Annotated in this window: 24 protein-coding genes; 10 read left to right on the top strand and 14 right to left on the bottom strand. The window is 61.5% G+C overall.

Annotation, left to right across the window (positions count from 1 at the left end; translation table 11 throughout):
- Positions 1–8: 8 nt before the first annotated feature.
- The gene (locus tag ACFQ95_RS05855) at positions 9–1,700 is read right to left on the bottom strand and encodes an AMP-binding protein (RefSeq protein ID WP_422829900.1); all 1,692 of its coding nucleotides are present in this window, start codon (positions 1,698–1,700) and stop codon (positions 9–11) included.
- Between the two features lie 279 nt (positions 1,701–1,979).
- Here ACFQ95_RS05855 and ACFQ95_RS05850 point away from each other — a divergent pair, with 279 nt between their 5' ends.
- Positions 1,980–2,696, top strand: a complete 717-nt coding sequence (locus ACFQ95_RS05850; protein ID WP_422829899.1) for a PEP-CTERM sorting domain-containing protein — start codon at positions 1,980–1,982, stop codon at positions 2,694–2,696.
- Positions 2,697–2,865: 169 nt separating this feature from the next.
- On the opposite strand, the gene ACFQ95_RS05845 is transcribed toward ACFQ95_RS05850, so the two are convergent.
- The 3 genes from ACFQ95_RS05845 to ACFQ95_RS05835 form a co-directional block, all read right to left on the bottom strand.
- The gene (locus ACFQ95_RS05845) at positions 2,866–3,630 is read right to left on the bottom strand and encodes a hypothetical protein (RefSeq protein WP_422829898.1); all 765 of its coding nucleotides are present in this window, start codon (positions 3,628–3,630) and stop codon (positions 2,866–2,868) included.
- Between the two features lie 99 nt (positions 3,631–3,729).
- Positions 3,730–4,521: an aspartate/glutamate racemase family protein gene (locus tag ACFQ95_RS05840; protein ID WP_422829897.1), complete on the bottom strand. Its 792-nt coding sequence runs from the start codon at positions 4,519–4,521 to the stop codon at positions 3,730–3,732.
- Positions 4,522–4,535: 14 nt separating this feature from the next.
- Positions 4,536–5,420 carry a transporter substrate-binding domain-containing protein gene (locus ACFQ95_RS05835; RefSeq protein ID WP_422829896.1) on the bottom strand — a complete coding sequence of 295 codons (885 nt, stop codon included), beginning with the start codon at positions 5,418–5,420 and terminating at the stop codon, positions 4,536–4,538.
- Positions 5,421–5,670: 250 nt separating this feature from the next.
- On the opposite strand from ACFQ95_RS05835, the gene ACFQ95_RS05830 reads away from it, so the two are divergent.
- Entirely contained in the window at positions 5,671–6,882 is a 1,212-nt protein-coding gene (locus ACFQ95_RS05830) for a D-amino acid dehydrogenase (RefSeq protein WP_422829895.1), read from the top strand.
- A 7-nt stretch (positions 6,883–6,889) separates the two neighbouring features.
- Here the strand turns inward: ACFQ95_RS05830 and ACFQ95_RS05825 are convergent, their stop codons facing one another.
- Positions 6,890–7,789 (bottom strand): LysR family transcriptional regulator, encoded by a 900-nt coding sequence (locus tag ACFQ95_RS05825; RefSeq protein WP_422829894.1) that lies wholly within the window; start codon positions 7,787–7,789, stop codon positions 6,890–6,892.
- A gap of 129 nt (positions 7,790–7,918) precedes the next feature.
- Between ACFQ95_RS05825 and ACFQ95_RS05820 the strand changes: the two genes are divergently transcribed.
- Positions 7,919–8,614 (top strand): alpha/beta hydrolase, encoded by a 696-nt coding sequence (locus tag ACFQ95_RS05820; protein WP_422829893.1) that lies wholly within the window; start codon positions 7,919–7,921, stop codon positions 8,612–8,614.
- Complete coding sequence (locus tag ACFQ95_RS05815; RefSeq protein ID WP_422829892.1) at positions 8,614–9,915, top strand: Hsp70 family protein; 1,302 nt, start codon at positions 8,614–8,616, stop codon at positions 9,913–9,915. The genes ACFQ95_RS05820 and ACFQ95_RS05815 overlap by 1 nt, the downstream gene beginning before the upstream one ends.
- 54 nt (positions 9,916–9,969) lie before the next feature.
- Here ACFQ95_RS05815 and ACFQ95_RS05810 read toward each other — a convergent pair whose 3' ends face one another.
- Complete coding sequence (locus ACFQ95_RS05810; RefSeq protein WP_422829891.1) at positions 9,970–10,566, bottom strand: hypothetical protein; 597 nt, start codon at positions 10,564–10,566, stop codon at positions 9,970–9,972.
- A 274-nt stretch (positions 10,567–10,840) separates the two neighbouring features.
- On the opposite strand from ACFQ95_RS05810, the gene ACFQ95_RS05805 reads away from it, so the two are divergent.
- On the top strand, positions 10,841–11,758 hold the full coding sequence (locus tag ACFQ95_RS05805; protein ID WP_422829890.1) for an EamA family transporter: 918 nt from the start codon (positions 10,841–10,843) through the stop codon (positions 11,756–11,758).
- Between the two features lie 19 nt (positions 11,759–11,777).
- Here the strand turns inward: ACFQ95_RS05805 and ACFQ95_RS05800 are convergent, their stop codons facing one another.
- Together ACFQ95_RS05800 and glmU are read right to left on the bottom strand one after the other, a co-directional pair.
- Positions 11,778–12,641, bottom strand: coding sequence for a sensor histidine kinase (locus ACFQ95_RS05800; RefSeq protein ID WP_422829889.1), 864 nt, complete (start codon positions 12,639–12,641; stop codon positions 11,778–11,780).
- Between the two features lie 57 nt (positions 12,642–12,698).
- Complete coding sequence (glmU, locus tag ACFQ95_RS05795) at positions 12,699–14,102, bottom strand: bifunctional UDP-N-acetylglucosamine diphosphorylase/glucosamine-1-phosphate N-acetyltransferase GlmU (protein ID WP_422829888.1); 1,404 nt, start codon at positions 14,100–14,102, stop codon at positions 12,699–12,701.
- Between the two features lie 76 nt (positions 14,103–14,178).
- Here glmU and ACFQ95_RS05790 point away from each other — a divergent pair, with 76 nt between their 5' ends.
- Positions 14,179–14,994, top strand: a complete 816-nt coding sequence (locus tag ACFQ95_RS05790; RefSeq protein WP_422829887.1) for a DUF6279 family lipoprotein — start codon at positions 14,179–14,181, stop codon at positions 14,992–14,994.
- A gap of 24 nt (positions 14,995–15,018) precedes the next feature.
- Here the strand turns inward: ACFQ95_RS05790 and ACFQ95_RS05785 are convergent, their stop codons facing one another.
- Complete coding sequence (locus tag ACFQ95_RS05785) at positions 15,019–15,276, bottom strand: hypothetical protein (protein WP_422829886.1); 258 nt, start codon at positions 15,274–15,276, stop codon at positions 15,019–15,021.
- A gap of 393 nt (positions 15,277–15,669) precedes the next feature.
- Between ACFQ95_RS05785 and gshA the strand changes: the two genes are divergently transcribed.
- On the top strand, positions 15,670–17,268 hold the full coding sequence (gene gshA / locus ACFQ95_RS05780; protein ID WP_422829885.1) for a glutamate--cysteine ligase: 1,599 nt from the start codon (positions 15,670–15,672) through the stop codon (positions 17,266–17,268).
- Between the two features lie 76 nt (positions 17,269–17,344).
- Here gshA and ACFQ95_RS05775 read toward each other — a convergent pair whose 3' ends face one another.
- The 5 genes from ACFQ95_RS05775 to ACFQ95_RS05755 form a co-directional block, all read right to left on the bottom strand.
- Complete coding sequence (locus ACFQ95_RS05775; protein WP_422829884.1) at positions 17,345–18,169, bottom strand: DUF4377 domain-containing protein; 825 nt, start codon at positions 18,167–18,169, stop codon at positions 17,345–17,347.
- A gap of 438 nt (positions 18,170–18,607) precedes the next feature.
- A complete protein-coding gene (locus ACFQ95_RS05770; protein WP_422829883.1) occupies positions 18,608–18,835 on the bottom strand; it encodes a hypothetical protein in 228 nt (75 codons plus the stop codon).
- A 227-nt stretch (positions 18,836–19,062) separates the two neighbouring features.
- A complete protein-coding gene (locus tag ACFQ95_RS05765) occupies positions 19,063–19,428 on the bottom strand; it encodes an HPF/RaiA family ribosome-associated protein (protein ID WP_422829882.1) in 366 nt (121 codons plus the stop codon).
- Positions 19,429–19,626: 198 nt separating this feature from the next.
- Positions 19,627–20,625, bottom strand: a complete 999-nt coding sequence (ylqF, locus tag ACFQ95_RS05760; RefSeq protein ID WP_422829881.1) for a ribosome biogenesis GTPase YlqF — start codon at positions 20,623–20,625, stop codon at positions 19,627–19,629.
- 376 nt (positions 20,626–21,001) lie between these two features.
- On the bottom strand, positions 21,002–21,529 hold the full coding sequence (locus tag ACFQ95_RS05755) for a hypothetical protein (RefSeq protein WP_422829880.1): 528 nt from the start codon (positions 21,527–21,529) through the stop codon (positions 21,002–21,004).
- 308 nt (positions 21,530–21,837) lie between these two features.
- Between ACFQ95_RS05755 and ACFQ95_RS05750 the strand changes: the two genes are divergently transcribed.
- The 3 genes from ACFQ95_RS05750 to ACFQ95_RS05740 all read left to right on the top strand — a co-directional run bounded on the left by ACFQ95_RS05750 (position 21,838) and on the right by ACFQ95_RS05740 (position 24,267).
- The gene (locus tag ACFQ95_RS05750; protein ID WP_422829879.1) at positions 21,838–22,146 is read left to right on the top strand and encodes an MliC family protein; all 309 of its coding nucleotides are present in this window, start codon (positions 21,838–21,840) and stop codon (positions 22,144–22,146) included.
- 45 nt (positions 22,147–22,191) lie between these two features.
- Positions 22,192–23,133, top strand: coding sequence for a succinylglutamate desuccinylase (locus tag ACFQ95_RS05745; RefSeq protein WP_422829878.1), 942 nt, complete (start codon positions 22,192–22,194; stop codon positions 23,131–23,133).
- A gap of 156 nt (positions 23,134–23,289) precedes the next feature.
- Positions 23,290–24,267, top strand: a complete 978-nt coding sequence (locus ACFQ95_RS05740) for a Bug family tripartite tricarboxylate transporter substrate binding protein (RefSeq protein WP_422829877.1) — start codon at positions 23,290–23,292, stop codon at positions 24,265–24,267.
- Positions 24,268–24,304 lie beyond the last annotated feature (37 nt).

The raw sequence follows: 24,304 nt of genomic DNA, 5'->3' as shown, positions 1-24,304 counted from the left end.
AGTGGGGGTCACTTGACGTCGCTGCGCAAGGCCCGACGCAGGATTTTGCCGACGTTGGTCTTGGGTAGCTCTTTGCGGAACTCGATGAACTTGGGCCGCTTGTAGCCGGTGAGCTGCTTCGCACAGTAGGCGGCCACGTCGGCTTCGGTCAGGTTGGGGTCGTTGGAGACGATGAACACCTTGATGGCCTCGCCCTGCATCTCGTCGGGCACGCCAATGGCGGCGCATTCCACCACGCCGGGGCAGAGCGAGATCACGTTCTCCAGTTCATTGGGGAACACGTTGAAGCCGCTGACCAGAATCATGTCCTTCTTGCGGTCGACGATGCGCACGTAGCCGCTGTCTTCCATCAGGCCGATGTCGCCGGTGCGCATGAAGCCATCGGCGGTGAAGGCCTTGGTATTCTCGGCCGGCTGCTGGTAATAGCCTGGCGTGACGTTGGGGCCACGGATGCAGATTTCACCCACGGCGTTGGCCGGCAGCGACTCACCTTCCTCGTTCTTGATGGCGATATCGATGCTGGGCAGCGGCAGGCCTATGGTGCCGGTGAACACGGTGGCGTTGACCGGGGTGTTGGTGCCGATGGCACAGGTCTCGCTCATGCCCCAGCCTTCTATCATCACGCAGCCGGTCACGTCTTTCCAGCGTTTGGCCGTGCCCTCGGAAGCCGCCATGCCGCCGGCTTGCGAGATGCACAGCTGGCTGAAATCGACCGAGGACAGCTCTGGGTGTTGCAGCAGCGCATTAAACAAGGTGTTGACGGCGGGCAGGATGTGGAAGGGCCGCTTCTTCAGCACCTTGATGAACTTGCCGATGTCGCGCGGATTCGGCACCAGCGTAAGGTGTGAGCCCAGGCGTATGCCCATCAGGCACAGCGTCAGCGCGAAGATGTGGTACAGCGGCAGGGCTGCAATGGCGTTGACTTTGCGCGCATCACCCAGCTTGGCCAGCGCCGGGGAGAACCAGGCCTCGGACTGCAGCACGGCCGCCACGATGTTGCGGTGGGTCAGCACCGCGCCCTTGGATAAACCGGTGGTGCCGCCGGTGTATTGCAGAAACGCAATGGAGTCCAGCGTCGCGGCCACCGGTTGGCGCTGCAGCGTTTTGCCCTTGGCCAGCGCTTGGTTGAACGGGGTGACCTGCAAGCCGGCGCGTTGCGGCAAGGTGTAGGGCGGCACCATCTTGGCCAGGTGGCGTACGGCGAAGGTGATCCAGCGGCCATAGGCTGCGCCCAGCAGATCACCCATGGCGGTGACCACCACGTGTTGCACGGGTGTGTGGTCCACGACTTCGGCCAGGGTTTTGCAGAAGTTCTCCAGGATGACGATGGCGGTGGCGCCGGAGTCCTTGAGCTGATGCTCCAGCTCGCGCGGCGTGTACAGCGGGTTGACATTGACGCAGGTGTAGCCCGCGCGCAAAACCGCCAGCATGGTGGTGGCGAACTGCGGAATGTTAGGCAGCATGATGGCCACCCGGGCGCCGGGTTTCAGCCCACACGATTGCAGCCAGTTGGCCAGGGACAGGGAGAGTGCATCCAGTTCACCGTAGGACATCCAGCGGTCCATACACACGGAGAAGGGTTGCGACGCATGTTTTTGCAGTGCGTCTTCCAACAACTGGGTCAGCGAACTGAACGGGGTGACGTCAATCTCATGCGGCACTTGGGCGGGATAACTCTTCAGCCAGAACTTGTCTTCCATGCATCACTCCTTTGCGAGTGATTGTGTGGTCGGGCGTCAATAGTTGGTACGGGGCTTGTCCTACTGTGCGGGTGCTCGGCTGCGTAGACCCGTGGTTCGTGGCTGCTTGGTTGAGCCCGCGCGAATCTAGCGTGTGGTACGTCACGGTTTGCGCTGTTCGATGCAGTAATGCTTTGTGTGAGTGCACAAGTTCACAATCTGGATTTTTGTATTTAAATAGTATGCAAAGTTCTTGAAAATTTGTTTTGGTTCCACATTTCTTTTTAGGAGCTTCGCATCATGAAGTTGTTTGCATCTGGTCTTCCATCGAAATCCGTACGTATTTTTGCGATTGCCGCCGCATGGGCTGGTATGAGCGTTTCAGCACAGGCCACCACGCTGGCATACAACGGCATGGCTTACGGATCGGAAGTCGTTGCCCTGTCGAATACCAGCCCAAGTTACAACAGCACGGTTAACGCTGGTGAAATGCGTTTTGTCCGCGACGATGCGGGGGTGATCAGTTCCATCTTGGCTTACTGCGTGGACATCTTTCAGCCGGCCACTTCGTCGGCGCAGCAATACACCTTGGTTGATGGTCTGAGCTATTTTGGGACTCAGAAATCTGACGCCTTGGGTCGCCTGTTCACCGAGTTCGACATTTGGAACGCTGGCACCAGCGTGACGGCGCACGAGTCGGCCGCCATGCAACTCGCTGTCTGGGAAATCGTCAACGAGACCGCGGCCGTTGGTGGCAAGGCGAGCTACAACTTGAGTGATGGCAACTTCTCCGCCATCGGTGCGACCAGCGGTACGGTTGCCTTGGCCCAAGGCTGGTTGGATGGCTTGGAAACCACCCATGACAACTGGTATTCGGTCAGCGCTTACAAAAATGCCAGCTTCCAGGATTACCTGGCTTTGAACAGAGTGCCAGAGCCGGGCTCTGTGGCCTTGATGTTCGCCGGTTTGGCCGCGTTGGGTTTCACATCACGCCGCCGCAAAACGGCGAAGGCTTAAGGCGAGGCTGAATAAGTCCCCGTGATGATGCGAACCTCGGTTTGGGATGAGATGCAAGGCGCAAACCACAGCCATAGCCGAAGCTATGGCGCGGATTTGCAACGCAGCAACTCGCCCAAAACGAGGGAACGCGGCGCACGGGGGACTTGTTCAGCGTTGCCTTAAGCCGTTATTTGGCTGTACCTTGGCGCATATCGCAGGGGCCGCGGGCCAGAACTTGACCATCGGGCGCCACCAAACGCGCTTCGCGCCCGCTGCGGTCGATGACCCACTGCGCGCCATTGCCGAACACCAGGCCGGTGTCGGTCACGTAGCCCGAACTCAGCCATTGCCGGTTCACGGCGACGGCGTCGTCGGACTCGGAGTAGCGGACCTCTACACCCTTGCTGACCTGGTTGGTGCTCTGCGATTTCAGGTCGCAGTAGAGCGTGCGCATGTCGGGCGGGCCGCCCTTGGCGAGCAACTGCTGCGCAATGCCGGCTGCGGTGCCCGGGGCGCTGCTGCTGCGGCAGGCAAACTCGGCGGCCATCCAGGTGCCGTCGAGCATGTGTACCGGCTTGAAGGTCAATTGCGCCACGGTTATGCTGCTCGCCCGCCGCTGTGGCGGCACGACCGGCTGGTCGAGTGTGTCCAGTGACGCCGAGGGCAGGGTAGAGGCCAGCGTGGCCATCTGTGGCGGGCTTTGGCACTTGACCACAAAGTTGGCGTGGCCGGCCATCGGGTGGGGCTGCTTGAGGTTGATGAGAAAGTAGTTCCCCGTGACGTGTTGGGCGTCAACCACCTCCAGCGATACGGTGTCCACGCCGATCAGGACATTGTCTATGCGCTGCACGATTTGGATGTCCGAGCCCGCGCCTTGTGCCTGAGCCGATGCCAGGGCCAAACCCGGCAAGGCTGCGCAAAGTCTGCTCAGCAAAGGACGAAGGGCGCGCATAACAAAATGGATCTTGTGCATCAAGGAACAAGAGCCAGTTTAACTTTTGACTAGCAGCGGCATCCGGGCATAGTGCGCATCTGCGGGCGTTTTGATGCGTCAGAACATCTCTGCCGATGGCGTGCCTTGCACCGTGTTTGTTGCAAGGCCTTGATAAGCCCGCTGGGCCAGGGCCTGAGCCAAGACCCAGGCCGGGTCTATCAGTTGCAACTGCGGATGATCCGTGACGGCAGGCAAGGCCAGTGGAATCTCGGTACAGCCGAGAATCAGCGTCGACAAGTGATGCCGTTGTGTCAACTGCTGCGCCACGGGCTCGAAGCAGGCGCGCGCGTGGGCGAGGTTGTTGACCTTGACGCCCTGGTAGATGCCGGCCATCAAACATGCACGTTCTGCGTCGTTGGGGGCGTGGCAGACGATGCCTGCATCGCGCAATACGCTGTCGTACAAGCCGGCGCGGTAGGTTCCGGTGGTCGCGAGCAAACCGACCTCGCGCACCCCCTGCAATTGCAGCGTTCGGGCGACTTCGCGCGCCACGTGCAGCACTTCGATCTGCGGAAAACGCTGCTGCAGCAGGCCGTGCCAGGCATGGGCGGTGTTGCAGGCCACGGCCACCGTGGTGGCGCCCAAGGCCGCCAATTTACCCAGTGCCTGCAGCATGGGGTCGAGTGGCTGGTGCGCCCCAGGCATCTCGGCCTTGGGTGCGCTCAAGGCGGCGGTCCGGTCGGGCACCGGCACTTGGGCCAGCCAATGCTCGGGAAAGGACTGGTCGCTGACCGGCAGGCCCAAGCTGGGCAGTTGCGCGGCACAGGCCCGGACAAAAAGCCGCGCGAAATCTGCTCCGGCTGCCGGGCCCATGCCGCCAAGAATACCGACGACGGATGGAGATTTCATCGCGGCCATCCGGACTACATGGCCGGCTTGTCGCTCAGGGCCTTCAGGTTGTCGCGCAACTGTGGGCTCATGGGCAGGTTCAGGTTGATGTTCTTGGGTGCAATCGGCGACATGAACCACTTGGTGTAGAGCTTCTCAAACTCGCCCGATTTCACTAGGCCGGTGATGGCAGAATCGACCAGGGTTTTGAATGCCGGGTCATCCTTGCGCAGCATGCAGGCATAGGGCTCGACCTGCAGCGAATCACCCACCACGTCCAGCGAAGCCGGGTCTTTGGAGTTCGCTTTCAGGCCGAACAGCAGGATGTCATCCATGGCAAACGCCACGGCGCGGCCACCTTCCACCATCAGCAGGGAGTCGTCGTGGTCTTTGCCGAGCACGATGTTCATGTCGAGGTTGTTGCTGGCGCTGTATTTGCGGATCACCTGGGCGTTGGTGGTGCCGGTGGTGCTGGCCACGGTTTTGCCCTTCAGGTCGGCGTAGTTTTTGACGCCCGAAGTTGTTTTCACCAGTAGCCGGGTGCCAGTGTAGAAATGGTTGATGGCAAACGCCACTTCTTGTCCGCGCGTGCTGTTGTTGGTGGTCGAGCCACACTCCAGGTCAATCGTCCCGTTGACCAGCAAGGGGATGCGGTTTTGCGAGGTCACCGGCATGCTGGCGACTTCGAGGTTGGGCTTGTTGACCTTCTTCTTTACCGCGTCGACGATGGCGTTGGTCAGGTCCACCGAGAAGCCTACGGCGCCGCCTGCCCCGGCGAGATAGCTGAACGGTACCGATGATTCGCGGTAGGCCACGGTCATCCGATTGCTGTCGGTGATCTTGGAGAGGGTGTCAGCCTGGGCGCTGGCCAGCAAGCTGCAGAACAACAAAGAAGCGGTGCTCACGGCGCGGAGTTTCATGCAAGTCCTTTCGGGGGATGGGTGGGGCGGGTCGACAAACGCAGAGCCAGTGTAGGCAAGGCTTGCCGGCTGCGGAAATTCAATTTGCGCGGCAACCTATGCCTAAAAATTATGGGTGCTGCACGGCGCGTTGCTTGCATGGATCGTGCCCGCGCAACCCATAAGCTTCGATCATGGGCAGCGACGTTTTTTGCATTGTTCAAAACCCATGGCTGCACTTACAGTCGCGCTACCTAGGGAGAACACTGATATGCGGGTCTGCGTGATGGGGGCTGGGATTGTGGGGCTGGCCACGGCCTATAGCCTGAGCGACGCTGGGCATGAGGTGACGGTGATCGACCGCGCGGTGCCCGGTGCCGGCGCCAGCGGCGGCAATGGTGCACAACTGAGTTATTCGTATGTGCAGCCGCTGGCCGACCCGGCGATTTGGGGGCAACTGCCCAAGCTGTTGTTCTCGAAGTCTTCGCCTTTAAAGCTCAGCCCCAAGCTCGACCCGCAGCAGTGGCGCTGGGGGCTGCAGTTTCTCGCCGCTTGCAATGCCGACACGTCGCGTAGCACGACGGAAGCCTTGCTCGCGCTGGCCGCCCGCAGTCGCCTGGCGTTCGACCAGATGATGCAGCGTGAAGCGCTGGATTGCGACTTCTCTGCCACCGGCAAGCTGGTGCTCTACAGCGCCGATGCATCGTTTCAAGCCGCCACACGCCAACTTGCGTTGCAGCAATCTTTGGGTGTGCAGCAGCGTGCGGTAGACGCTGCCGAATGTGTGGCCATTGAGCCGGCTCTGCGGCACTACCAAGCGCACATCGCTGGCGCCATCTACACGCCAAGCGAATGTGCCGCCGATTGTCTGAAAACTTGTACGGGACTGGTCGACGTGCTGCGGGGCCGTGGCGTGCGATTTTTGTTGGGCTCTACCGTCGAAGGCTTTGTGCAACGTGGCGATCGTCTGGTCGCCCTGCACACCACGCAGGGCGAGGTGACGGCCGATCACTTTGTGATGGCGCTTGGTGCGTTCTCGCCCAGGTTGGCACGTTCGCTGGGGGGGAGCTTGCCGATCTATCCGCTCAAGGGCTACAGCATCACCGTGCCGACGGATCGCGCCGCGACCGATGCGCCGCGCGTCAACGTGACTGACAGCGCGCGCAAGGTGGTGTTTGCGCGCATAGGCGAGCGACTGCGTGTGGCCGGCATGGCCGAGTTGGTGGGGTATGAGGACACGATTCCAGATGAACGCATTGCGTCGCTGGTGCAATCCACCCGGGCCTTGTTTCCGGCGTGCAGCAGTTTTGCCGAGCTACAACCCTGGACGGGCATGCGGCCCGCTACGCCGACCGGCTTGCCCATCGTCGGCCGGTTGCCACGCGCACCGAAAAACCTGGTGTTCAACACCGGCCACGGTGCGCTGGGCTTCACGCTCGCGTTTGGCACGGCCGAGGCGGTCGCCGAAAGCATGAAGACTTAGAAGAAGCCTAAATGACCTCGGCCAGCGTCTGCTGTACGCAGCGTACAAAGGCCCGAGCCGCCACCGAACCCGGCTTGCCTGCGGGCCGCAGTGCATGCACTGGCACCGGAATCTGTGGCTCCAGCGCGAGCACGTCGACCCACGTGATGTCGGCCGAAGCCGCAGTGCAGGTGTCCACCAGCGCAATCCCCAGCCCATGGTGCGCCGAGGCCAGCGCCGCGTGGTAGGTCTGTACGGTCAACGGCAATTGCAGGCCTACGCCGGCTTCTCTACAGGCTTGGTTCAGGCTGCGGCCCACGGGGTCTTGCACTTCCAGTCCGACCACCGGGGTGCTGTCCAGATCGCTCAGCGCCACCTTGCCGCGCTTGACCACGCGCGCCGGCAGCATGCCCTTGGGCGCCACACACACGATGCGCGCCTCGGCCAGCGGCTCTTGTGCCAAGGCGGCATGGCCGGCGGAGCTGAACAGGAAGCCGATATCGGCCTCCTGCAGTACCAGGGATGAGACGATTTGTGGTGAATGCAGCGCTTTGATGCTGATTGGCACGTCCGGGTGTTTGGCGCGAAAGCGTTTGATGGCGCGCGGCAGCATCTCAAAACTCAGGGCCAGCACGGTTACCACGCGCAACTCGGCTTCGCTCTGGCCCAGCTTCAAATTGCCCGCCAGGCGCTGCACTTCGTCGAGCTGGGCGAACAGCCGCTCCACGTGGGGGGCCAGCGTCAGCGCTTCGGGCGTGGGCACAAGACGCCCCTTGGCGCGCTGGAACAAGGCAAAGCCGAGTTGCAGCTCGGCGTGCTGCAGGATGCGGCTGACCGCCGGCTGGGTCACGTTGATCAGCCGGGCGGCGCCGCTGACGCTGCCGGTGAGCATGACGGCATTAAAAACTTCGATGTGGCGCAAACGCATGGGCACTCCAGCGCCGCTTTCCGGGCGCGATGCGGGCAATATACGTGGTTCGGCGACGTGGCCTGCTAGGACAAATTAAAATCGCGGGTTCGGCTTTTCAGCCTGCCACTCTTTCTCTACCGCCTTGCCATGACCCAATTGCTCGAAACCATTGAAATCGAAAGCGCGCCCAAGCCCAGCGCCGCCGTCATCTGGCTGCATGGCCTGGGCGCCAGCGGTGATGATTTTGCCGCTATCGTGCCCGAACTGGACCTGCGCGGCTGTGCGCCGATTCGCTTCGTTTTTCCGCACGCACCCGAGATGCCGGTGTCGATCAACAACGGCTACGTCATGCCGGCCTGGTACGACATCCTCACGCAAGACCTGGTGCGCCGCGAAGATGCGGCTGGTATCTTGGCCTCGGCGCGCGCGATTGAGGCGCTGATCGCCGACCAGGTGGCACGCGGCATTGCACCGCAACAAATCGTCTTGGCCGGCTTTTCGCAGGGCTGCGCCATGGCCTTGCATACCGGCTTGCGGCATAACCAACGGCTGGCCGGCATCATGGCCTTGTCGGGTTATCTGCCGCTGAGCGACACGCTGGCCGCCGAGCGTTCTGCCGCGAATGCCACCACACCAATCTACATGGCCCACGGCCAGGTCGACCCGGTGGTGATGCTGGCGCGCGCCGAGGCATCCCGCGACACCTTGCAGGCCCTGGGCTACCACGTGTTCTGGAACACCTATCCCATGCCGCACAGCGTGCACCCACAGGAAATAGCCGACATTGGCCGCTTTCTGCAAACCGTGCTGCCGGCGTCCGGCGTACCGGCCGAGACACGCTGATGATGTTGGGTATTGACTTCGGCACGTCCAACTCGGCCGCCGCGCTGGTGGCGCCCGGCGGAGAACTGATGGCCATTCCGCTGGATGCTGGCAAGACCTCCATGCCGACGGCACTCTTCTTTTCAAATGAAGATGGTCACGTCGCTTATGGCAGTGCCGCCATGCAGGCCTATTTGAGTGGCACAGATGGCCGACTCATGCGGTCCATCAAAAGCCTGCTCGGCAGCAGCCTGATGGACGAGCAAACGCTGGTCAACGGCAAGCTCACCAGTCTGTTCGAAGTGGTGGTGATGTTTCTGCAGGAGATCAAGGCGCGCACCGAGAAACACTTGGGCTACAGCGTGTCGTCCGCCATGCTGGGGCGCCCGGTGCATTTTGTCGACGACGACGCGGCGCGCGACCAACTGGCACAGGACACGCTGGAGCGCGCTGCCATCGCCGCGGGCTTCACCGAGGTGCAGTTCCAGTTGGAGCCTATCGCTGCGGCGTTTGACTTCGAGCGCCGCGTGAAGGCCGACACAACGGTGCTGGTGGTCGACATTGGCGGCGGCACCTCCGATTTCACCGTGATCCAGGTCGGCCCTGGCCGTTACGCCGCGACCGATCGCAGCCGGGACTTGCTGGCCACCACCGGTGTGCACCTGGGCGGAACCGATTTCGACAGGCTGCTGCACCTCGAGAACGCCATGCCTTTGCTGGGCCTTGGGCATGTGGGGCCAAGCGGCCGCCCCATGCCATCGTCGATGTTTTTTGATTTGTCGACCTGGCACTTGATTCAGCAGTGTTACGGGCGTGGGCGTATCGCCCAGGCCCAAGACATGCGCAGCGATTACAAGGATCGCGCACTGCACGACCGTCTCATGCTGGTGCTGGAAGAACGCCTGGGCCACCAGCTCCTGGCCACCACCGAAGCCGCCAAGATCGAGTGCTCCGTCTCGGATCAACCGGTGCAGCTGGATCTTTCTACGCTGGGGCTGGCGGGCGCTGTGGGCATGACACCGCAAGGCATGCACGACGTGCTGCGCAGCACGTTGGGCCAGGTGGTCGCATGTGCCCACGAATGTGTGCGGCAGGCCGGGGTTGGACTGCCGCAGGTGGTTTATTTGACTGGCGGCTCTTCGGCTTTGACGCCGCTGCAAGCCGCCGTGCAAGACGCTTTTGCCGGAGCCGAAGTGGTGGTGGGGGATCGCTTTGGCAGCGTGGCCGCCGGCCTGGCCTATGGCGCTTCGGCGTTGCGTGCGAGTGCCGCGCTAAAGCCGGGGTCTACGGGCAAGCGCGCGAAGTCTCTGGCCGTGGCCTGACCCGGCGCGGTATTTCAGCTCTCGCCTGGGCGAGGCTGAAATACCAAAGCGGGTTTACTTGCTGGCTGGTTTTGCGGCAGGGGCGGCCTTGGAGCCGCCGTTGGCTCCGCTGGCAGCGGCCGCGTCAATGGCGGAATTGACGCGGGTTTGCACAGATTGCTGCAGGACCTTGATCTTGGGCTCTACCGTGCTGCGGGTATCGGCGACCAACTTCTCGACCAGATTCTTGGTCATCTCGTTGTTCAACTGCGAGTACTTGGCAAGTACCGGCGACTCCAGAACCGTGATGAGTTGTTTCAGTTCTTCTTCTGAGAACTTCTCGTCCAGCACAACCCCTATGGTGCTGGGCGCCAGTTTGTTGGCCCGGTCACGCAGCAAAGGCAGGGTTTCATCGCCATATTTTTTGATGTCGGCCTGAATGTCTTTCACCAGAGCTTCACGTTTTTCTGAGGGCACACGGAGCTGCATGGTTTGATTGAGCTGCGACATCATTGCGGCCACGGGGCGGTCCGCCAGTTGGACCGCAATGCCGTTGAGCGAGGCTTGGTTGAGCTTCAGGACCTTGTCGATCAGTTCCTTCTTCGCTGCGGTGGGCTCCGCATGTGCCAAACCGGCTGCGGCCATCAACGCCACCAACAATAACTTCTTCATATTCGTTCCTCTGGTTCAATGATCTGCATACAGCCAGCCAAGGATTATGGCCCCGGCTTTCTTGAAAACAGGGGCATTCATTCGGTCAGCGTTTTCTTTTCGGAGATTCTCCATAATCCGCCTGCTTCAATCTGGTGCACGCCAGTGAGCCAAAGATCGTGAACCGATTCATAGGGCTTGCCTGGTGTTTGTTCAGCGCTGGATCTGAATTCTTCCAAACCACTTCATGCTGCTCTGTGTACCGCAGAGGCACGCACTTTCCGGACGTCTGTGTATGTCATCTGAAACGACGAAATTGTTCCCGCGCCATGTTGCCGTTTTGTTATTGGTGCTGATAGGCTGCGCCTTTGCTGGCAACCACATCTCCGCCCGGCTGGCTTTTGACCATGGGACGGGCTTGTTGGCGGCCATTGTGAGCCGCTCGGGTGTGTCGCTGCTGGCCCTGGCCGCCTTGGTGCTGTGGCAACGTCAACCCGTGCGTTTGCCACCCGGCGCCTGGCGTTGGCAGTTGGCGGTGGGGTTGTTGATCGCCACCCAAAGCCTGTGCCTTTATTCGGCCGTGGCGCGTATTCCGGTGGCGCTGGCACTGCTGGTGAGCAACACCATGCCGATACTGCTGGCCTTGTTGACCTGGGCCCTTGGCGGGGCCAGGCCGACCAAGCGTGCTTGTGTGCTGATGGCGGTCATTCTGGCTGGCCTGGTGCTGGCGCTGGACGTGCCCGCGCGTTTGGCTTCGGCCGAGGAGATCAGCTCTGAATGGCTGGCGGGCGTGGCCTTCGCGGCTTGCGCCTCGGTGGTGTTTGCAATGGCGCTCTGGATCACCGACCACAAGCTGAAATCGCTGCGCGGCAGTGTGCGCAGCCTGATGACCTTGGGCATTGTGTTCAGCACCATGCTGCTGGCCGGCTGGAGCGGCTTGGTGCCGGGCGGCATGGCCTGGCCCCGGGACTCTCTGGGCTGGACTGGTCTGGTGTTGCTGGTGCTGCTTTATGGCACCGCCTTCACGGTGATGTTCGTGACCTTGCCGCGTCTCGACATGGCACGTAACGCCGCCGTGATGAACAGTGAACCCATTGCGACATTGCTGTTCGGTTGGCTGGTGTTGGACCAGATTCTGAGCCCCATGCAAATCGTCGGTGGGCTGGTGGTGGTCGGTGGCATTGTGCTGTTGACCTTGCGCAAAACGGGCTAGGCCCGCTGCTTTGGCGGCCTCAGCTTGCGGGTAGCGAGAACGAGATGCGGCAGCCCTGGTTCAATGCGCCGCGCGCGCTGATGTGGCCGCCGTGCAGGATCACAATTTGCCGGGCAAGCGCCAAACCCAGGCCCGTGCCTTCGTATTCCGAAGCCCGGTGCAGGCGTTGGAACAAGCCAAACAACTGATCGGCAAACTCTGGGTTAAAACCAGCACCGTTGTCTTGTACGTAAAAAGTGGGTCCATCTGGGCCGGCCGGGTTGGGGTGAGCCGTGTCGTTCTGCTGCGCCGATGCGGGCAGCCAGCCAATTTCGATTTGTGTGACCGCGCACTTGCGGCTGAATTTCAGCGCGTTGGACAACAAATGGCCCCACATCTCGCGCAGCAGGCCGACATCGCCCTGCACGGTGGGCAGGTCGGGGGCAATGCGCCATTCCACCTGCCGGCCCGTCTGTTCCTGCTCCAGCACATCGCGCTGAACCTCGCTCACCAAACTGCGCAAACAGACTTCTGAAGGATTCTTCTCGGCGCGCGCCAAACGTGCCAGCGCCAGCAATGCGTCGATCATGCTGGACAGATGGCGGGCCGACTTGTCCATGGTGTCCAGGCAGTCGGATGGGTCTTCCCCCTCGGCCAGCATTTCCCGGACCAGCGGAGTGAACGAGGTGATGTGGCGCACCGGCGCACGCAGGTCATGCGAGACCTTGTGCATCAGGTGGTCGAGCTGATGGTGCAGGGATTTCAGCTCGGTATTGCGGTCGACCAACTGCGCTTGCAGACGCTGCCGCTCGGCCTCGCTTTCGCGTAGACGCAACCGCAACGCAGCCAATTCACCTTCATCTTCTTCGGCGACTTGCGTAGGTCGTTGAACCATGGGATTCATGTTCGGCTCAATGCTCAAATGTCTAAGTTTCTTGGCAACAGAATTCGTCAATGTGCGTTATTTGGCGCCTTTGACGGGGCGTTGCCAATCGGGGATGCTGACCTGTCGTCCACGCGCCACGCTCAAGGCGCCTGCGGGCGTGTCTTTGGTCAGGGTGGAGCCGCCACCCACGGTGCCGCCGGCACCCAGCTTGATCGGTGCGATCAACACGCAGTTGCTGCCCACGTGTACGTCGTCACCGATGACTGTGCGGTGCTTGTTCGCGCCGTCGTAGTTGGCGGTGATGCTGCCAGCGCCGTAGTTGACGCGTTCGCCCACGGTGGCATCGCCCAGGTAGGCCAGGTGATTCGCCTTGGCGCCTTTGGCCAGGGTAGAGTTTTTGACTTCGACAAAGTTGCCGATGTGCACCTCGTCGCCCAGTTGCGCGCCGGGGCGCAAGCGCGCAAACGGGCCGATGAGCGCGCCCTGGCCAACCGAGACGCCGGCCTTTTCGCCGTCGATATGGGTAAATGGATGGATCACCGCGCCTGCGGCAATGCTGGCGTTGGCGATCACGCAGTTGGCGCCTATGCGTACACCTTCGCCCAGGGTCACCTGGCCTTCAAAGACGCAGTTCACGTCGATGAACACATCTTGTCCGCATTGCAAGCTGCCGCGCACGTCGAAACGCGCCGGGTCGGCCAGGCGTACACCTTGTTCCATCAGCGCATGGGCCCGGCGGCGCTGGTAGGCGCGCTCCAGTTCGGCCAATTGCACCGGGCTGTTCACGCCCGCCACTTGCAATTCGTCGCTGATCTTGTGGGCCACCACCCGCACGCCGTCGGCGACGGCCATCTTGACGATGTCGGTGAGGTAGTACTCGGCCTGGGCGTTTTGGTTGTCCAGCCGGGCCAGCCAGGGGCGCAGCCTGGCCACGGGCACGGCCATGATGCCGCTGTAGATTTCCTGGATGCGGCGCTGGGCTTCCGTGGCGTCTTTTTGTTCCACGATGGCCAATACCGCGTCGTCCGGGCCACGCACGATGCGGCCATAACCGCTGGGGTTGTCCAGCGCCAGTGTGAGCAAGGCCAGGTTTTCGCCGCCACAAGCATCGACCAGCGCCTGGAGGGTGTCGCCTTGTGTCAGCGGCACGTCACCCGACAATACGACCACCACGGCTTCGTCATCCAGATGCGGCAGCGCCTGTTGCACGGCGTGGCCGGTGCCTAGTTGTGGCTCCTGGCGTGCAAAACCAAGGTCAAAATCGGCTTTTGCGCCTGAGTGGCGTGTGATGGCTGCTTCTACTTCTGTAGCGCCGTGTCCGGTAATGACTACAACACGACGCGGCTTCAAGGTACTTGCCGTGTCGACAACATGGGCAAGCAATGCACGATCTGCCAAGCGGTGCAACACTTTGGGTAACTTACTCTTCATGCGGGTGCCTTTGCCCGCGGCCATGATGACGACGTCCACTGCTGCCATGTTGGTTCTACTTCCTCAAAAGCGTCAAAAGCGCGTTGCGCGCAAGACTGCGAAGCTTATCAGTTGCCTGCTGCTGTTGAGCGCTTTCGTTGGCTGCAGCAGCATCAAGCTGGGTTACAACAATGGCCAGCATTTGGCCTACTGGTGGATCAACGACTATTTGTCCTTGACCGATGCCCAGGCCCAGCCCGTGCGGGAAAGCCTCAAGCGCTTGCATCAATGGCACAGCACACAGGAGTTGCCACGCTACGCAGCATTGTTGAAGCAGATGCGCGACGCGGCTGCGAGTGATGTCAGCGCCCAGCAGGTATGTGGCGTATGGTCGCAAACCGCGCAGCGCGTGGACGCCATGCTGGTGGCTGCCGCGCCCGATGTGGTGCATCTGGCGAACACGCTGCAACCGGCACAGCTGCACACCATGGAGCGCCGCAACAGCAAAAGCAATACCGAATTTCGTAACGAGTGGAGTGGCTTGAGCCCGGCCGCGATCCTGGACAAGCGTTTTGAGAAAGCGCTGGAGCGCACCGAGAAGATTTATGGGCCCTTGGATGCGTCGCAGCAGGCCTTGCTCAAAACACAGCTTGCGCAATCGTCAGTGGAGCCCCAGCAAATGGAGGCTGATCGTGTGCGGCGCCAGCAAGTGCTGCTGCAACTATTGAAGCAATGGAAAACCAGCACACCTGCGCCTAGCGAGGCCGCGCTTGCCTTGCGCGGCACACTGACCAACTGGCTGCGGGTGGATGACGCTGGAAAAGTGCCGCCGGTGGTGGTGCAGTGGTGTGGCCATGTGGCGGCACTGCATAACCAAACCACGCCGGTGCAACGCCGCCACGCGCAAGATTGGTTGCGTGGTTACGAAGAGCAGTTTGTGAAATTGGCGCAGCCGCACTGACATGCAACGGCTGGGCGCGGGCCGTCAGCCCAATTGATGGGGCGCAGGCGCGTCCTGGTGTTGCTGCTGGACCGCGTGCGGCATGTCGCCGGCGGCAGTGGCACGTTTCAGGTAGGCGCTCAGGGTGTACTCACGATCCAGACCAACCTGGGCATCCCAATGGTTGCGCGGCGGTTGAAATTCAGCGCCACTGTCGCTTTGCTGCTGTTGGCGGTTGTCTTGCTGCAGCGGAGATTGCTGCAGTGGCAAATGCAGTGCGCCGAGAGGGGGCTGGAACGGCATGGCAACTTCTCCTTCAAGAGTGCTGTCAGCTTTGACGGATGTCGTCAAAGAACTTTGCACGTTTTGCAGCCTACGCGGCTGGGTCGAACTCCAGTATGGTCAATCTGCGCAGTTTTGCGTGGGACGTTTCTGACCAAGCTTGTTTCATTTTGTAATCAATCTCGCCACAATCCTCGGTTATCGCCGTGCAGCTGTTTTCCTAGCCGAATTCGCCCGGTTCTGCCGGTCCTGCATGCGACAGCCCGAAGATGTTCCGGACGTGAAACAAGCATTTCTGCACGGCTGGCGCGCCTGTGTTACCTTCCCGCCCATTAGCGGTCGCCCGGTATAAGCTTATCTGGCGCAGCCGGCTCGAACAGCGACCAGCCCCCGGATCAATTAGGCAAGAAGAATATGACCACAACGCATGATGCAGCTGCCATAGCGCTCAAGCAGCGCCTGCACGCGCTGGCGCCGGAAACCCTGAAGGGCATACGGCGTGGCCTGGAGAAAGAAAGCCTGCGCGCCACGCCCGATGGCAGCCTGGCATTGACGCCACACCCCGCCGCATTGGGCTCGGCGCTGACACATCCACACATCACCACCGACTTCAGCGAATCGCAGGTGGAGTTGATCACTGGTGTGCATGCGGGCGTGGAAGATTGCCTGAGTGAACTCAACGAGGTGCACCAGTTCACCTACCGCACACTGGATGCGGCGGGCGACGAGATGTTGTGGGTGTCGAGCATGCCCTGTCGTCTGCCCACCGATGAAACCATTCCCATTGGGCGCTACGGCAGCTCCAATGTGGGCCGCGCCAAGAGTGTCTACCGCATGGGCCTGGGCCACCGTTACGGCCGGCGCATGCAAACCATCTCGGGCATCCACTACAACTGGTCGCTGCCGGGGGTGTCGAGCGAAGAGTACTTTGCATTGATCCGCAACTTCCGCCGTCACGCGTTTTTGTTGCTGTACCTGTTTGGCGCTTCGCCGGCGGTGTGCTCCAGCTTTGTGGCCGGGCGCCAGCACGAACTGCAGTCGCTGAACGGCAGCACCATGTACATGCCGTATGGCACGTCGCTGCGCATGGGCCGCCTGGGTTACCAAAGCCAGGCGCAGTCCTCGTTGGCCGTGAGCTACAACAGCCTGGAAGGTTATGGCGCTTCGCTGCAAGATGCCTTGACGCGGCCCTATCCGACCTACGCCAAGGTGGGCATACGCAACCCGGGTGGCGACTACAACCAATTGGCCACAACGCTGCTGCAGATTGAAAACGAGTTCTACGGCACCATCCGCCCCAAGCGGGTGATCTTCCCGGGTGAGCGCCCCTTGCATGCCTTGCGTGAACGTGGTGTGGAGTACGTGGAAGTGCGTTTGCTCGACCTCGACCCGTTCGAGCCGCTGGGGGTGTCGGCCGACACCATGCGTTTCATCGATGTCTTTTTGATGCACTGTCTGTTGTCCGACAGCCCGCCCGATACCCCTGCGGAGATTGCGGCCCTGGCGCGCAACCAACACAAGGTCGCCGCGCGCGGCCGCGAGCCAGGTCTGCAACTCGAGCGTGATGGGCAAGACATGCTGCTCACCGATTGGGCCAGCGGTCTGTTGGCCGAGTTCGCGCCGATTGCGGCGTCTCTGGATGCGGCCCACGGCACCAAGGCCTATTCACAATCCTTGCAGCATGCCGCGCGCATGCTGGCCAACCCCGAGCAACTGCCGTCGGCGCGGGTATTGCAAGCCATGAAGAAAAACTTCAACGGTTCGTTCACCGACTTTGTGCGTGACCGCTCGGCCCACACCCGCGCCGAGTTGCTGGCGCAGCCTTTCTCTGCAGAGCGCCAGGCCTATTACGAAGCCGCGTCCGAGCTGTCGGTGCAAAAGCAAAAAGACATAGAACAGGCAGACACCATGCCCTTCGATGCCTACCTGCCGCAATACATGTCGCCGCGCCACTTGGGGCTGAGCGCAGCGGCGGTGGCCACAGCCGCCGATAAACACGTCGCCGCGCACTGATTCCTCTTCTGGATCGCTGAAACAATAACAGGCCCCTATGTGGGCCTGTTGTGCGTGTGGCGCTATGGTTTTGAGATTATTTAGTGACAGTCTCCGTGCGCACCACCAAGTCCAGCACCAACACCACCGATGAGGCATCGGCCGGCAGCGGCTGCGGGCGTTGATAACGCTTGATCCGCAGCACCTGGCGTACACCCGGGGTGTGACTGTAGCCTTCAATCTCCTGGTACAGGTTCTGCCACGCGCCGGGTGGTGCCGACACCAGGCCTTGTGTGTCGTAGTGGATCTCGCGCACCTGCAGGCAGGTGGCGTTGCGCATCAGCGGGTGTGGGCAAGACAGGCGTTCGGGTCCCACCTCATAAAACACTGTGGTTGCCGCGCCGTACTGGGCCTCGGGCGTGAGCTTGCCGGTCCACACCAGGATGCTGCCATTGGCGCTGCGCATGGTCAGCCGGGGCGTGCTGGGGTTGGTGTCGTCTTGGCTCAGTTGCACAGGCTGCGCCAGCAGATGGCCCAGAGCCGCATCGATTTGCATCAGTGGCTCAGCGCAGGCGCGTCGGGTTGCGACCATTTGCGAAACCGTCAAGGCGCCAGCGTCGGTGACGCGGTAGCCGCCGCTCATGCCATTGCAGCCACCGCTGATGTTCAGCCGCGCATCGCCAGCAAAACGCGCTTGGATGGCACTGCCCGGCGGTATTGCAAGGTTTTCCAACGGGCGCCCGTTCTGCCCGGATGCGGACGCCAACTGCCATTGGTACTGGCTTAAAAATACCGACCAGCCTTTGGCCGGCGCGGCTTGCGCCTGTGCTGGGGCTGCGGGAGTGGCGCTGCAGGCCGCAAGGCCGAGCAGCAGGCCCGTGGTGAGGGCCAGGGCCAGCCAGCGGACGGGGTTTGCAATCATGTGGCAGCGCTCCTTGCGCGTGTGGACAACTGAATTTTGTTGCGCTCATTTTGCCCGGCGGGGGCGGCACCGGGTAGGGCGCGAGCTGGGGGGCCGGAGTGCAGCCCAGATGAAACCGAATTTGCCACTGGAAACTTGCTTATTTGGCAGGCAATGCAAAGGAAGTCTTTTAAAAACAATGGCTTAGATGGCTCATACAACGCATTGCCTTAGTTATCCACAAGTTTGTCCAGTGATGTTTGGGAGAACTACAGCCGCGGTGGATAAACCAAGTTATCCGCTGCCTGAAATTTAGGCAACCTAAGGGTTTTCATTTAAAAACAAGGACTTGAAAAGGCCATACAGATGTTCTATGGGTTTATCCACAAAGTTGTCCAGATAAACCAGGGAGAACTTTCAAGCAGCGTTGTCCGGATGTGGAAAAGCGTCAGGGTTTACTTACGGTTGCTTTTTGGCCGCGGCCAGTCGACGCAGGTACAAGGCCAGAAAGGCGATACCCAGCACCAGCGCAAACCACCCCACCAAGTACGACTGCGCCACCATGTCGCGCATGCCGGAAGGCGCCATGAACGAAGGGCCCAGCAGCACGGCCAGGCCTATGAGGGTGCACATGATGCCGCGTTGCAGCACGTCGGTGTTTTGTTTGCGGGAAGGGTGGTTGGACATGATGGGCAGGCTCGGTGGAAGGAAACCGGCAGTTTACGTGTCACCAGGCAGGCCGTGGCTGTGGGAAATACGCAAAAAAAAGGCCTGCAATGCAGGCCATGGAAGCGTACTCAGCTACTGAAAATATAGCTAACTACGCAGGGCAATCGCGAAAAGGCAAAACCCTTTCCTCTGAATGTCAGCGCTACGCGGGTGATCGCCGGGCGCGTAGCTTCAGTGCGCCGATTTCAGGCGTTGGCCTCGGGCGCCAGGCCGACATCTTTGCGTATGGTGTTGTGGTCGCGGTGGTCGCGCAGCCGTCCCAGGGTGCTCTCCAGCGAGCGCTTGAGTTTGCCGGCAGCGCCGCGAAAAGCTTCGTCCTGGGTGGGGCCATGGTGGGTCACGGCCACCGGTTGATGGTTGGCGAGGCGCGCTTCCATGGCACAGCGGGTGTCGGGGGCGCCTTTTTCGGAGGTTTCTTTGCCGAGGTGTACTTCTACCCTGGTGATGTCGCTGTGGAAATGGCTTAAAACATCGCGCAGTTCAGCATCGGCCCAGCGCTCCAACGACTCTTTGTTCTCGACGCCGTTGTGGCTGTTGACTTGAATTTGCATGGGACCTCCTCACGGTGATGGCCGCATCCCTGTTCTGCATGCAGGGGCGCGGCGAACAGCCGTTTGACACTGCCATGACCGGCTTTGTCAGACGGCACTCGATCCCAGTGTGCACCAAAAAACCGGCCCTTCTTGTGGGCGTAGGTAGGGAGTTACACGTAACAGTCTGTAGAGCTTTGCCCAGAGGCGCTCTTCGCTCTAGGACGCGTTGTTTTCCTCGTCCGCAGCGGGGCCGTCTACGGCATCAGTATCTGTAGGGACATTGTCTGCATTTCCGCGGCCGCGTTTCTTGCGGGCGTCTTTTTTGGCCTGGCGCTTGGCGTCAGCGGCTTGGCCAGCGGCCAGCCAACCAGTGAATTCCTCGGGCGTCTCCAGCGTGATGCGCCCCAGCGTACCCTGGCGGAATTCATAGATCACGATCTCCGCCGCCTTCTGCAGGTTGACGCGCCCGCCACCCAGCAAGGTGCCGCGCTTGCGGCCAATTTCTTCGAGCAACGTGGCGTCGTCCAGATCGGCCAGGCTTTCTGCGCTGCCCAGCCGGTAGCGCGCCTGCAGCAGCGGCAGGTAGTGGCGGCGCAGGTTGGCCAGCAGTTCCAGTGCGACTTCTTCTTCGTCGTAGGCATTGCGGCCAATGGCGCCGCTGGCGGCCAGGATGTAGCCGCTTTCCGGCACCACAATGCGCGGCCACAACATGCCGGGCGTGTCGTAGAGGTAGAAGTCGTCGGCAATGGTGATGCGTTGCTCTATACGCGTGATGCCGGCCTCGTCGCCGGTTTTCGCCGCGCGTTTGCCTTTCAGCGTGTTGATCAGTGTGGATTTGCCGACGTTGGGAATGCCGCACACCAGCACCCGCATAGGCTTGGCCATGCCGCCCCGGTTGGGCGCGAGGATGTGGCAGCCGGCCACCAGGCGTTGCGCCGGGGCCAGTTCGCTGGCGTCCAGCGCAATCGCCTGGGTGGCGGGCTGGGCGTTGTAATACGCCAGCCAGGCCGCGGTGCTTTCGGGATCGGCCAGGTCCTGTTTGTTCAGTACCTTGAGTGTGGGAATCCCCTGGGTGATTTCGGCCAGCATGGGGTTGGCGCTGGAGCCGGGCAGCCGCGCGTCGAGCAGCTCAATCACCACATCGGTGTCTTTGGCGCGTTCGAGAACCGCTTTTTTGGTCACATGCATGTGACCCGGAAACCATTGGATGGCCATGGGTGGGGACGATAGAGAACTTGTCCGTCAATTAATCGGGGCCGCGCAAATGGTGTTTCGGGATGAGATGCGAGGCGTCAAACTAAGCCAAGGCTTGCTGCCTTGGCTGGTTTGGCAACGACGCAGCTTGCCCGAAAGACCATTTGCCCGGAGGGTTGAGGTGAAATCGGGCGATTTGCCCGCCATAGCCCTTGCATGGGCAGTGAGCCCAAGCTGCGGTCTCTGACAGCCAACTCATCCCGATTGCGCCTCAACGCGGCCCCGAGTAATTGACGGACAAGTTCTTATTATTCGGGGCAAAGGGCCTGCATTGTCCCCGAGATCGTGAATGCGTTCTAAAACCGGCCCTTGTGGCTGGGCCGGGAACGACTTGTTTTTAGAAAGCGCTGCGTTTGCGTGCCTTGGCCTTGGCAAATGCAGAGACTGGGCGTGCAGCGGGTTTGTTCTCGCCCGAAATATGCTCGGCCAGTGCGCCAGACTTGTCCTGGATGTGCTGCGCCACGTGGCCGGCCAACACCGCTACAGGGGTGGCGGCCTGGGCCAGTTTTTCGAGCGCTGGCAGGCCCAAGCGTTCGTCAAATGCGGCGGCGTTGGCAGAAGCCAGTTGCACACTTTGCTTGGCTAACTCTGTGAGTTTGTCCACCACGGCAGTGGCGCCGCTGGCGCTCAAATCCAAGCCTTGGTGGTACAGGCTGCCCACCACGTCGTGCGTGCGCTTGGCATTGCGTCGCGCCTCGGCGCTCAATTGGGTTTGTGATTGCCCCATGGCGGTGGACCATTGCTGCTCCAGCAGTTCGGCCACGCGTTCGCCGCTGGCGCGGTAGACGTTGACCATGTTGCGCATGGTGTCGCTGTATGCCGCGATGAGGTTCGCGCTGACATCGGAAAGTTGTTGTGCACTCATGACGAAAACTCCGGATAGGGCATTGCAGCCCACAATTTTGCGCTTGTCTGTCTCAGAGGGCATGCCACAACGGCACACCAAAATGGAGGCGTGCCTCTATAACGTTGTTACAACATCTTGGGCCGACATTCGGACGCGAGTCGCGCTTTTTAACGCGCCGCCCGACATTTGGCAATGTTGCATCTGCAAACGCAGCTTTTGAAACGGTAGCAGAATGTTCAGAGTTCGCATCTTTCCGCTGCACGTTTTGATAGCGTCTAGCGCTTGTTGTAGATGCCAAAGCGGCACTTTTTATAGAAAGTTTTGCCATGGCCCGTAGCGGTGTACTTGTTTCTTGTGCCTTGGGCGCTGTGCTGTTGGCGGCCTGCGCCACGCCGCCCACCAGCCCGGCCACGGTGCGTTATGTGTGCGACGACGGCAGCGTGTTGCGTGTGCAGTTCGAGGCCGATGCCGCGCTGGTGAGCCTGCCCGATGGCAACGTGATGCGCCTGCCCCAGCAGCCCGCCGCCTCTGGCACCTGGTACGCCACGCCGCAGTACACGCTGCGCGGCAAGGGCGACGAGGCGAGCTGGACGGTTGGTCGCCGCACCCCGCTGGCATGCCGCGTGGAACGTTGACGGCGTGCCTTTTAATCCATTTCAATCGTCTGCGAACCCCTACACATGAGCCAAACTCCACCCTCTCTACCAGCGCTTGAAGTGCTGCCGCGCGACCTGTCGGCCTACCGCGAAGGCAACATTGGCATCGACTACGTGCACCGCTTCGAATCCGGCAAGCCCGGTCCACACGTGCTCATCAACGCGCTGACCCACGGCAACGAGATCTGCGGCATGGTGGCCGTGACCGAGCTGCTCGACAAAGGCGTGCGCCCCCTCATAGGCACACTGACCCTGAGCTTTGCGCACGTCGAGGCCTACAACGCGTTCGACGCGGCCAAACCTTTTGCCAACCGTCAGATGGTGCACAACCTCAACCGTGTGTGGTCGGATGAACTGCTCGGCGGCACCGAGGACAGCCCCGAATTGCGCCGCGCACGTGCGCTGCGCCCGGTGGTGGCGGCGGCCGACCACATTCTCGACATCCACTCCACCAGCCAGGACGTGGTGCCGTTCTGGGTTTATCCGGCCTACGAACGCAACGCGCGTGTGGCCTTGGCGATTGGCATGCCGGCGGTGCACTTGGTGATGCCCAATGGCCTGGGCTCGGGCACACCGCTGATCCAGCACGGCCTGCATGCCGGGCCCGACGCGCCGGGTGCAGCGCTGGTGGTCGAGTGTGGTCAGCACTTCAAACAAGACGCGGCCAATGTGGCGAGCGAAGTGACGCTGCGTTTCCTGTCGCACTTTGGACTGGTGGAGCGCGAAATCCTGGCCCCGGCCGCCACGCCGCGCCGCTTCGAGTTGCTGCAGACGCTGCTGGTGCAGACGGCCGAGTTTCGTTTTGTCCGGCCGGTGCTGGGTTTTGAAACCTTTGCCAAGGGTGAACTGATCGCCACCGATGGCGCTGTAGAGATCATTTCCCCGTGCGACGACTGCACCGTGTTCATGCCCACGCGTGAGCCGGTGGTGGGCGCCGAGGCGGTGTATCTGACGCGGCCGCTTTAAGCGTTGCGCTGGTGGGGGCACACGCGAGCCTGGCTTGTGTGTGCCCCGCGCCATGGGCACGAGCCGGGGCACTTGTGCTGTTGTCGGCATGGAACTTGCGAAGAGCAGCACGCCTGCATTTGCAGTCTCCGACCACAATACAACGAGTCTTGCCCTATGAACTTTCGCCATCTTGCAACTGCGCTGACCTGCGCCACCGGCCTGCTGGGCTTTGCATCTCCTTTGCTTGCGCAGACGGCTTATCCCGACCACCCCGTGAAGATCATCGTCGGCTTGCCGGCTGGCGGCAGCGTGGACATGATCGCCCGTTCGCTGGGGCAAAAACTGAGCGCCAGTCTGAACCAGCCCTTCATCATCGACAACCGCGCCGGTGCCTCGGGCCAGATCGGCATGCCGGCGGTGGCGAAGTCGGCGCCTGATGGTTACACCCTCACGGTGTCGCCCGCGTCTTTCCTGACCACCAACAAGAGCATCTTCAAAACCTTGCCTTACGACCCCGAGGCCGACTTCACCCCCGTGGCCCGCTTGGTCAACCAGCCCATGGTGCTGGTGGTGAAGGACAAGCAGAAGTACCCGACGCTGGCCGCGTTCCTGGCGGCGGCCAAGGCTGCGCCCGGACAGATCACGTTCGCCTCATCCGGCGACGGCAGCCCGCAGCACCTGGGCGGTCTGATGTTTGAGACCCGCACCAAAGTCCAATTGCTGCACGTGCCCTACAAGGGCGGCGCCCTGGCCGTCAACGACACGCTGGCCGGCACGGTGGATGCCATGTTTGCCGTGTTGCCCGAAGCCTTGCCGCATATCCAGGCCGGCAAATTACACGCGCTGGGCATCATGAGCCCGCAACGCACGGCCAAGCTGCCCAATACCCCGACCATGGCCGAAAGCGGTATCGCCGACCTGTCGCTTTCCGCCTGGATCGGCCTGCTGGCCCCGGCCAAGACACCACGCCCCATCATCGACAAGTTGAACAGCGCCGTGCGCGCCGCGATGGACGCAGAACTCACGGCCAAGCTGGGTGAAAGCGGTATTGAAGTGGCGCCCAGCTCGCCTGAAGAGTTGCAGCGCACGATTGCCGCCGACATCAAACTGCACGCCGAACTGGTCAAGGCTGCGGGCCTGACGCCGCAATAAAGGGTGTATGCCCCGGGGCGCCGTGGCGCTGCTCCGT

The sequence above is a fragment of the Variovorax sp. HJSM1_2 genome, from assembly GCF_049316285.1.
In the GTDB taxonomy this organism is placed as follows: Bacteria; Pseudomonadota; Gammaproteobacteria; order Burkholderiales; family Burkholderiaceae_C; genus Rhodoferax_B.
The sequence above is the reverse complement of the archived record's forward strand: the minus strand, read 5'-3'. Positions and strand labels throughout refer to the sequence as shown.

Bases quoted from the DNA above. Each gene is read 5' to 3' on its own strand.
- ACFQ95_RS05775 (WP_422829884.1), bottom strand. From the start codon at position 18,169: ATGATTGCAAACCCCGTCCGCTGGCTGGCCCTGGCCCTCACCACGGGC.
- glmU (WP_422829888.1), bottom strand. From the start codon at position 14,102: ATGGCAGCAGTGGACGTCGTCATCATGGCCGCGGGCAAAGGCACCCGC.
- ACFQ95_RS05740 (WP_422829877.1), top strand. From the start codon at position 23,290: ATGAACTTTCGCCATCTTGCAACTGCGCTGACCTGCGCCACCGGCCTG.
- gshA (WP_422829885.1), top strand. From the start codon at position 15,670: ATGACCACAACGCATGATGCAGCTGCCATAGCGCTCAAGCAGCGCCTG.
- ACFQ95_RS05785 (WP_422829886.1), bottom strand. From the start codon at position 15,276: ATGCCGTTCCAGCCCCCTCTCGGCGCACTGCATTTGCCACTGCAGCAA.
- ACFQ95_RS05845 (WP_422829898.1), bottom strand. From the start codon at position 3,630: ATGCGCGCCCTTCGTCCTTTGCTGAGCAGACTTTGCGCAGCCTTGCCG.
- ACFQ95_RS05855 (WP_422829900.1), bottom strand. From the start codon at position 1,700: ATGGAAGACAAGTTCTGGCTGAAGAGTTATCCCGCCCAAGTGCCGCAT.
- ACFQ95_RS05815 (WP_422829892.1), top strand. From the start codon at position 8,614: ATGATGTTGGGTATTGACTTCGGCACGTCCAACTCGGCCGCCGCGCTG.
- ACFQ95_RS05805 (WP_422829890.1), top strand. From the start codon at position 10,841: ATGTCATCTGAAACGACGAAATTGTTCCCGCGCCATGTTGCCGTTTTG.
- ACFQ95_RS05770 (WP_422829883.1), bottom strand. From the start codon at position 18,835: ATGTCCAACCACCCTTCCCGCAAACAAAACACCGACGTGCTGCAACGC.
- ACFQ95_RS05765 (WP_422829882.1), bottom strand. From the start codon at position 19,428: ATGCAAATTCAAGTCAACAGCCACAACGGCGTCGAGAACAAAGAGTCG.
- ACFQ95_RS05800 (WP_422829889.1), bottom strand. From the start codon at position 12,641: ATGAATCCCATGGTTCAACGACCTACGCAAGTCGCCGAAGAAGATGAA.
- ACFQ95_RS05820 (WP_422829893.1), top strand. From the start codon at position 7,919: ATGACCCAATTGCTCGAAACCATTGAAATCGAAAGCGCGCCCAAGCCC.
- ACFQ95_RS05755 (WP_422829880.1), bottom strand. From the start codon at position 21,529: ATGAGTGCACAACAACTTTCCGATGTCAGCGCGAACCTCATCGCGGCA.
- ACFQ95_RS05810 (WP_422829891.1), bottom strand. From the start codon at position 10,566: ATGAAGAAGTTATTGTTGGTGGCGTTGATGGCCGCAGCCGGTTTGGCA.
- ACFQ95_RS05850 (WP_422829899.1), top strand. From the start codon at position 1,980: ATGAAGTTGTTTGCATCTGGTCTTCCATCGAAATCCGTACGTATTTTT.
- ACFQ95_RS05835 (WP_422829896.1), bottom strand. From the start codon at position 5,420: ATGAAACTCCGCGCCGTGAGCACCGCTTCTTTGTTGTTCTGCAGCTTG.
- ACFQ95_RS05840 (WP_422829897.1), bottom strand. From the start codon at position 4,521: ATGAAATCTCCATCCGTCGTCGGTATTCTTGGCGGCATGGGCCCGGCA.
- ACFQ95_RS05830 (WP_422829895.1), top strand. From the start codon at position 5,671: ATGCGGGTCTGCGTGATGGGGGCTGGGATTGTGGGGCTGGCCACGGCC.
- ACFQ95_RS05745 (WP_422829878.1), top strand. From the start codon at position 22,192: ATGAGCCAAACTCCACCCTCTCTACCAGCGCTTGAAGTGCTGCCGCGC.
- ACFQ95_RS05750 (WP_422829879.1), top strand. From the start codon at position 21,838: ATGGCCCGTAGCGGTGTACTTGTTTCTTGTGCCTTGGGCGCTGTGCTG.
- ACFQ95_RS05825 (WP_422829894.1), bottom strand. From the start codon at position 7,789: ATGCGTTTGCGCCACATCGAAGTTTTTAATGCCGTCATGCTCACCGGC.
- ylqF (WP_422829881.1), bottom strand. From the start codon at position 20,625: ATGGCCATCCAATGGTTTCCGGGTCACATGCATGTGACCAAAAAAGCG.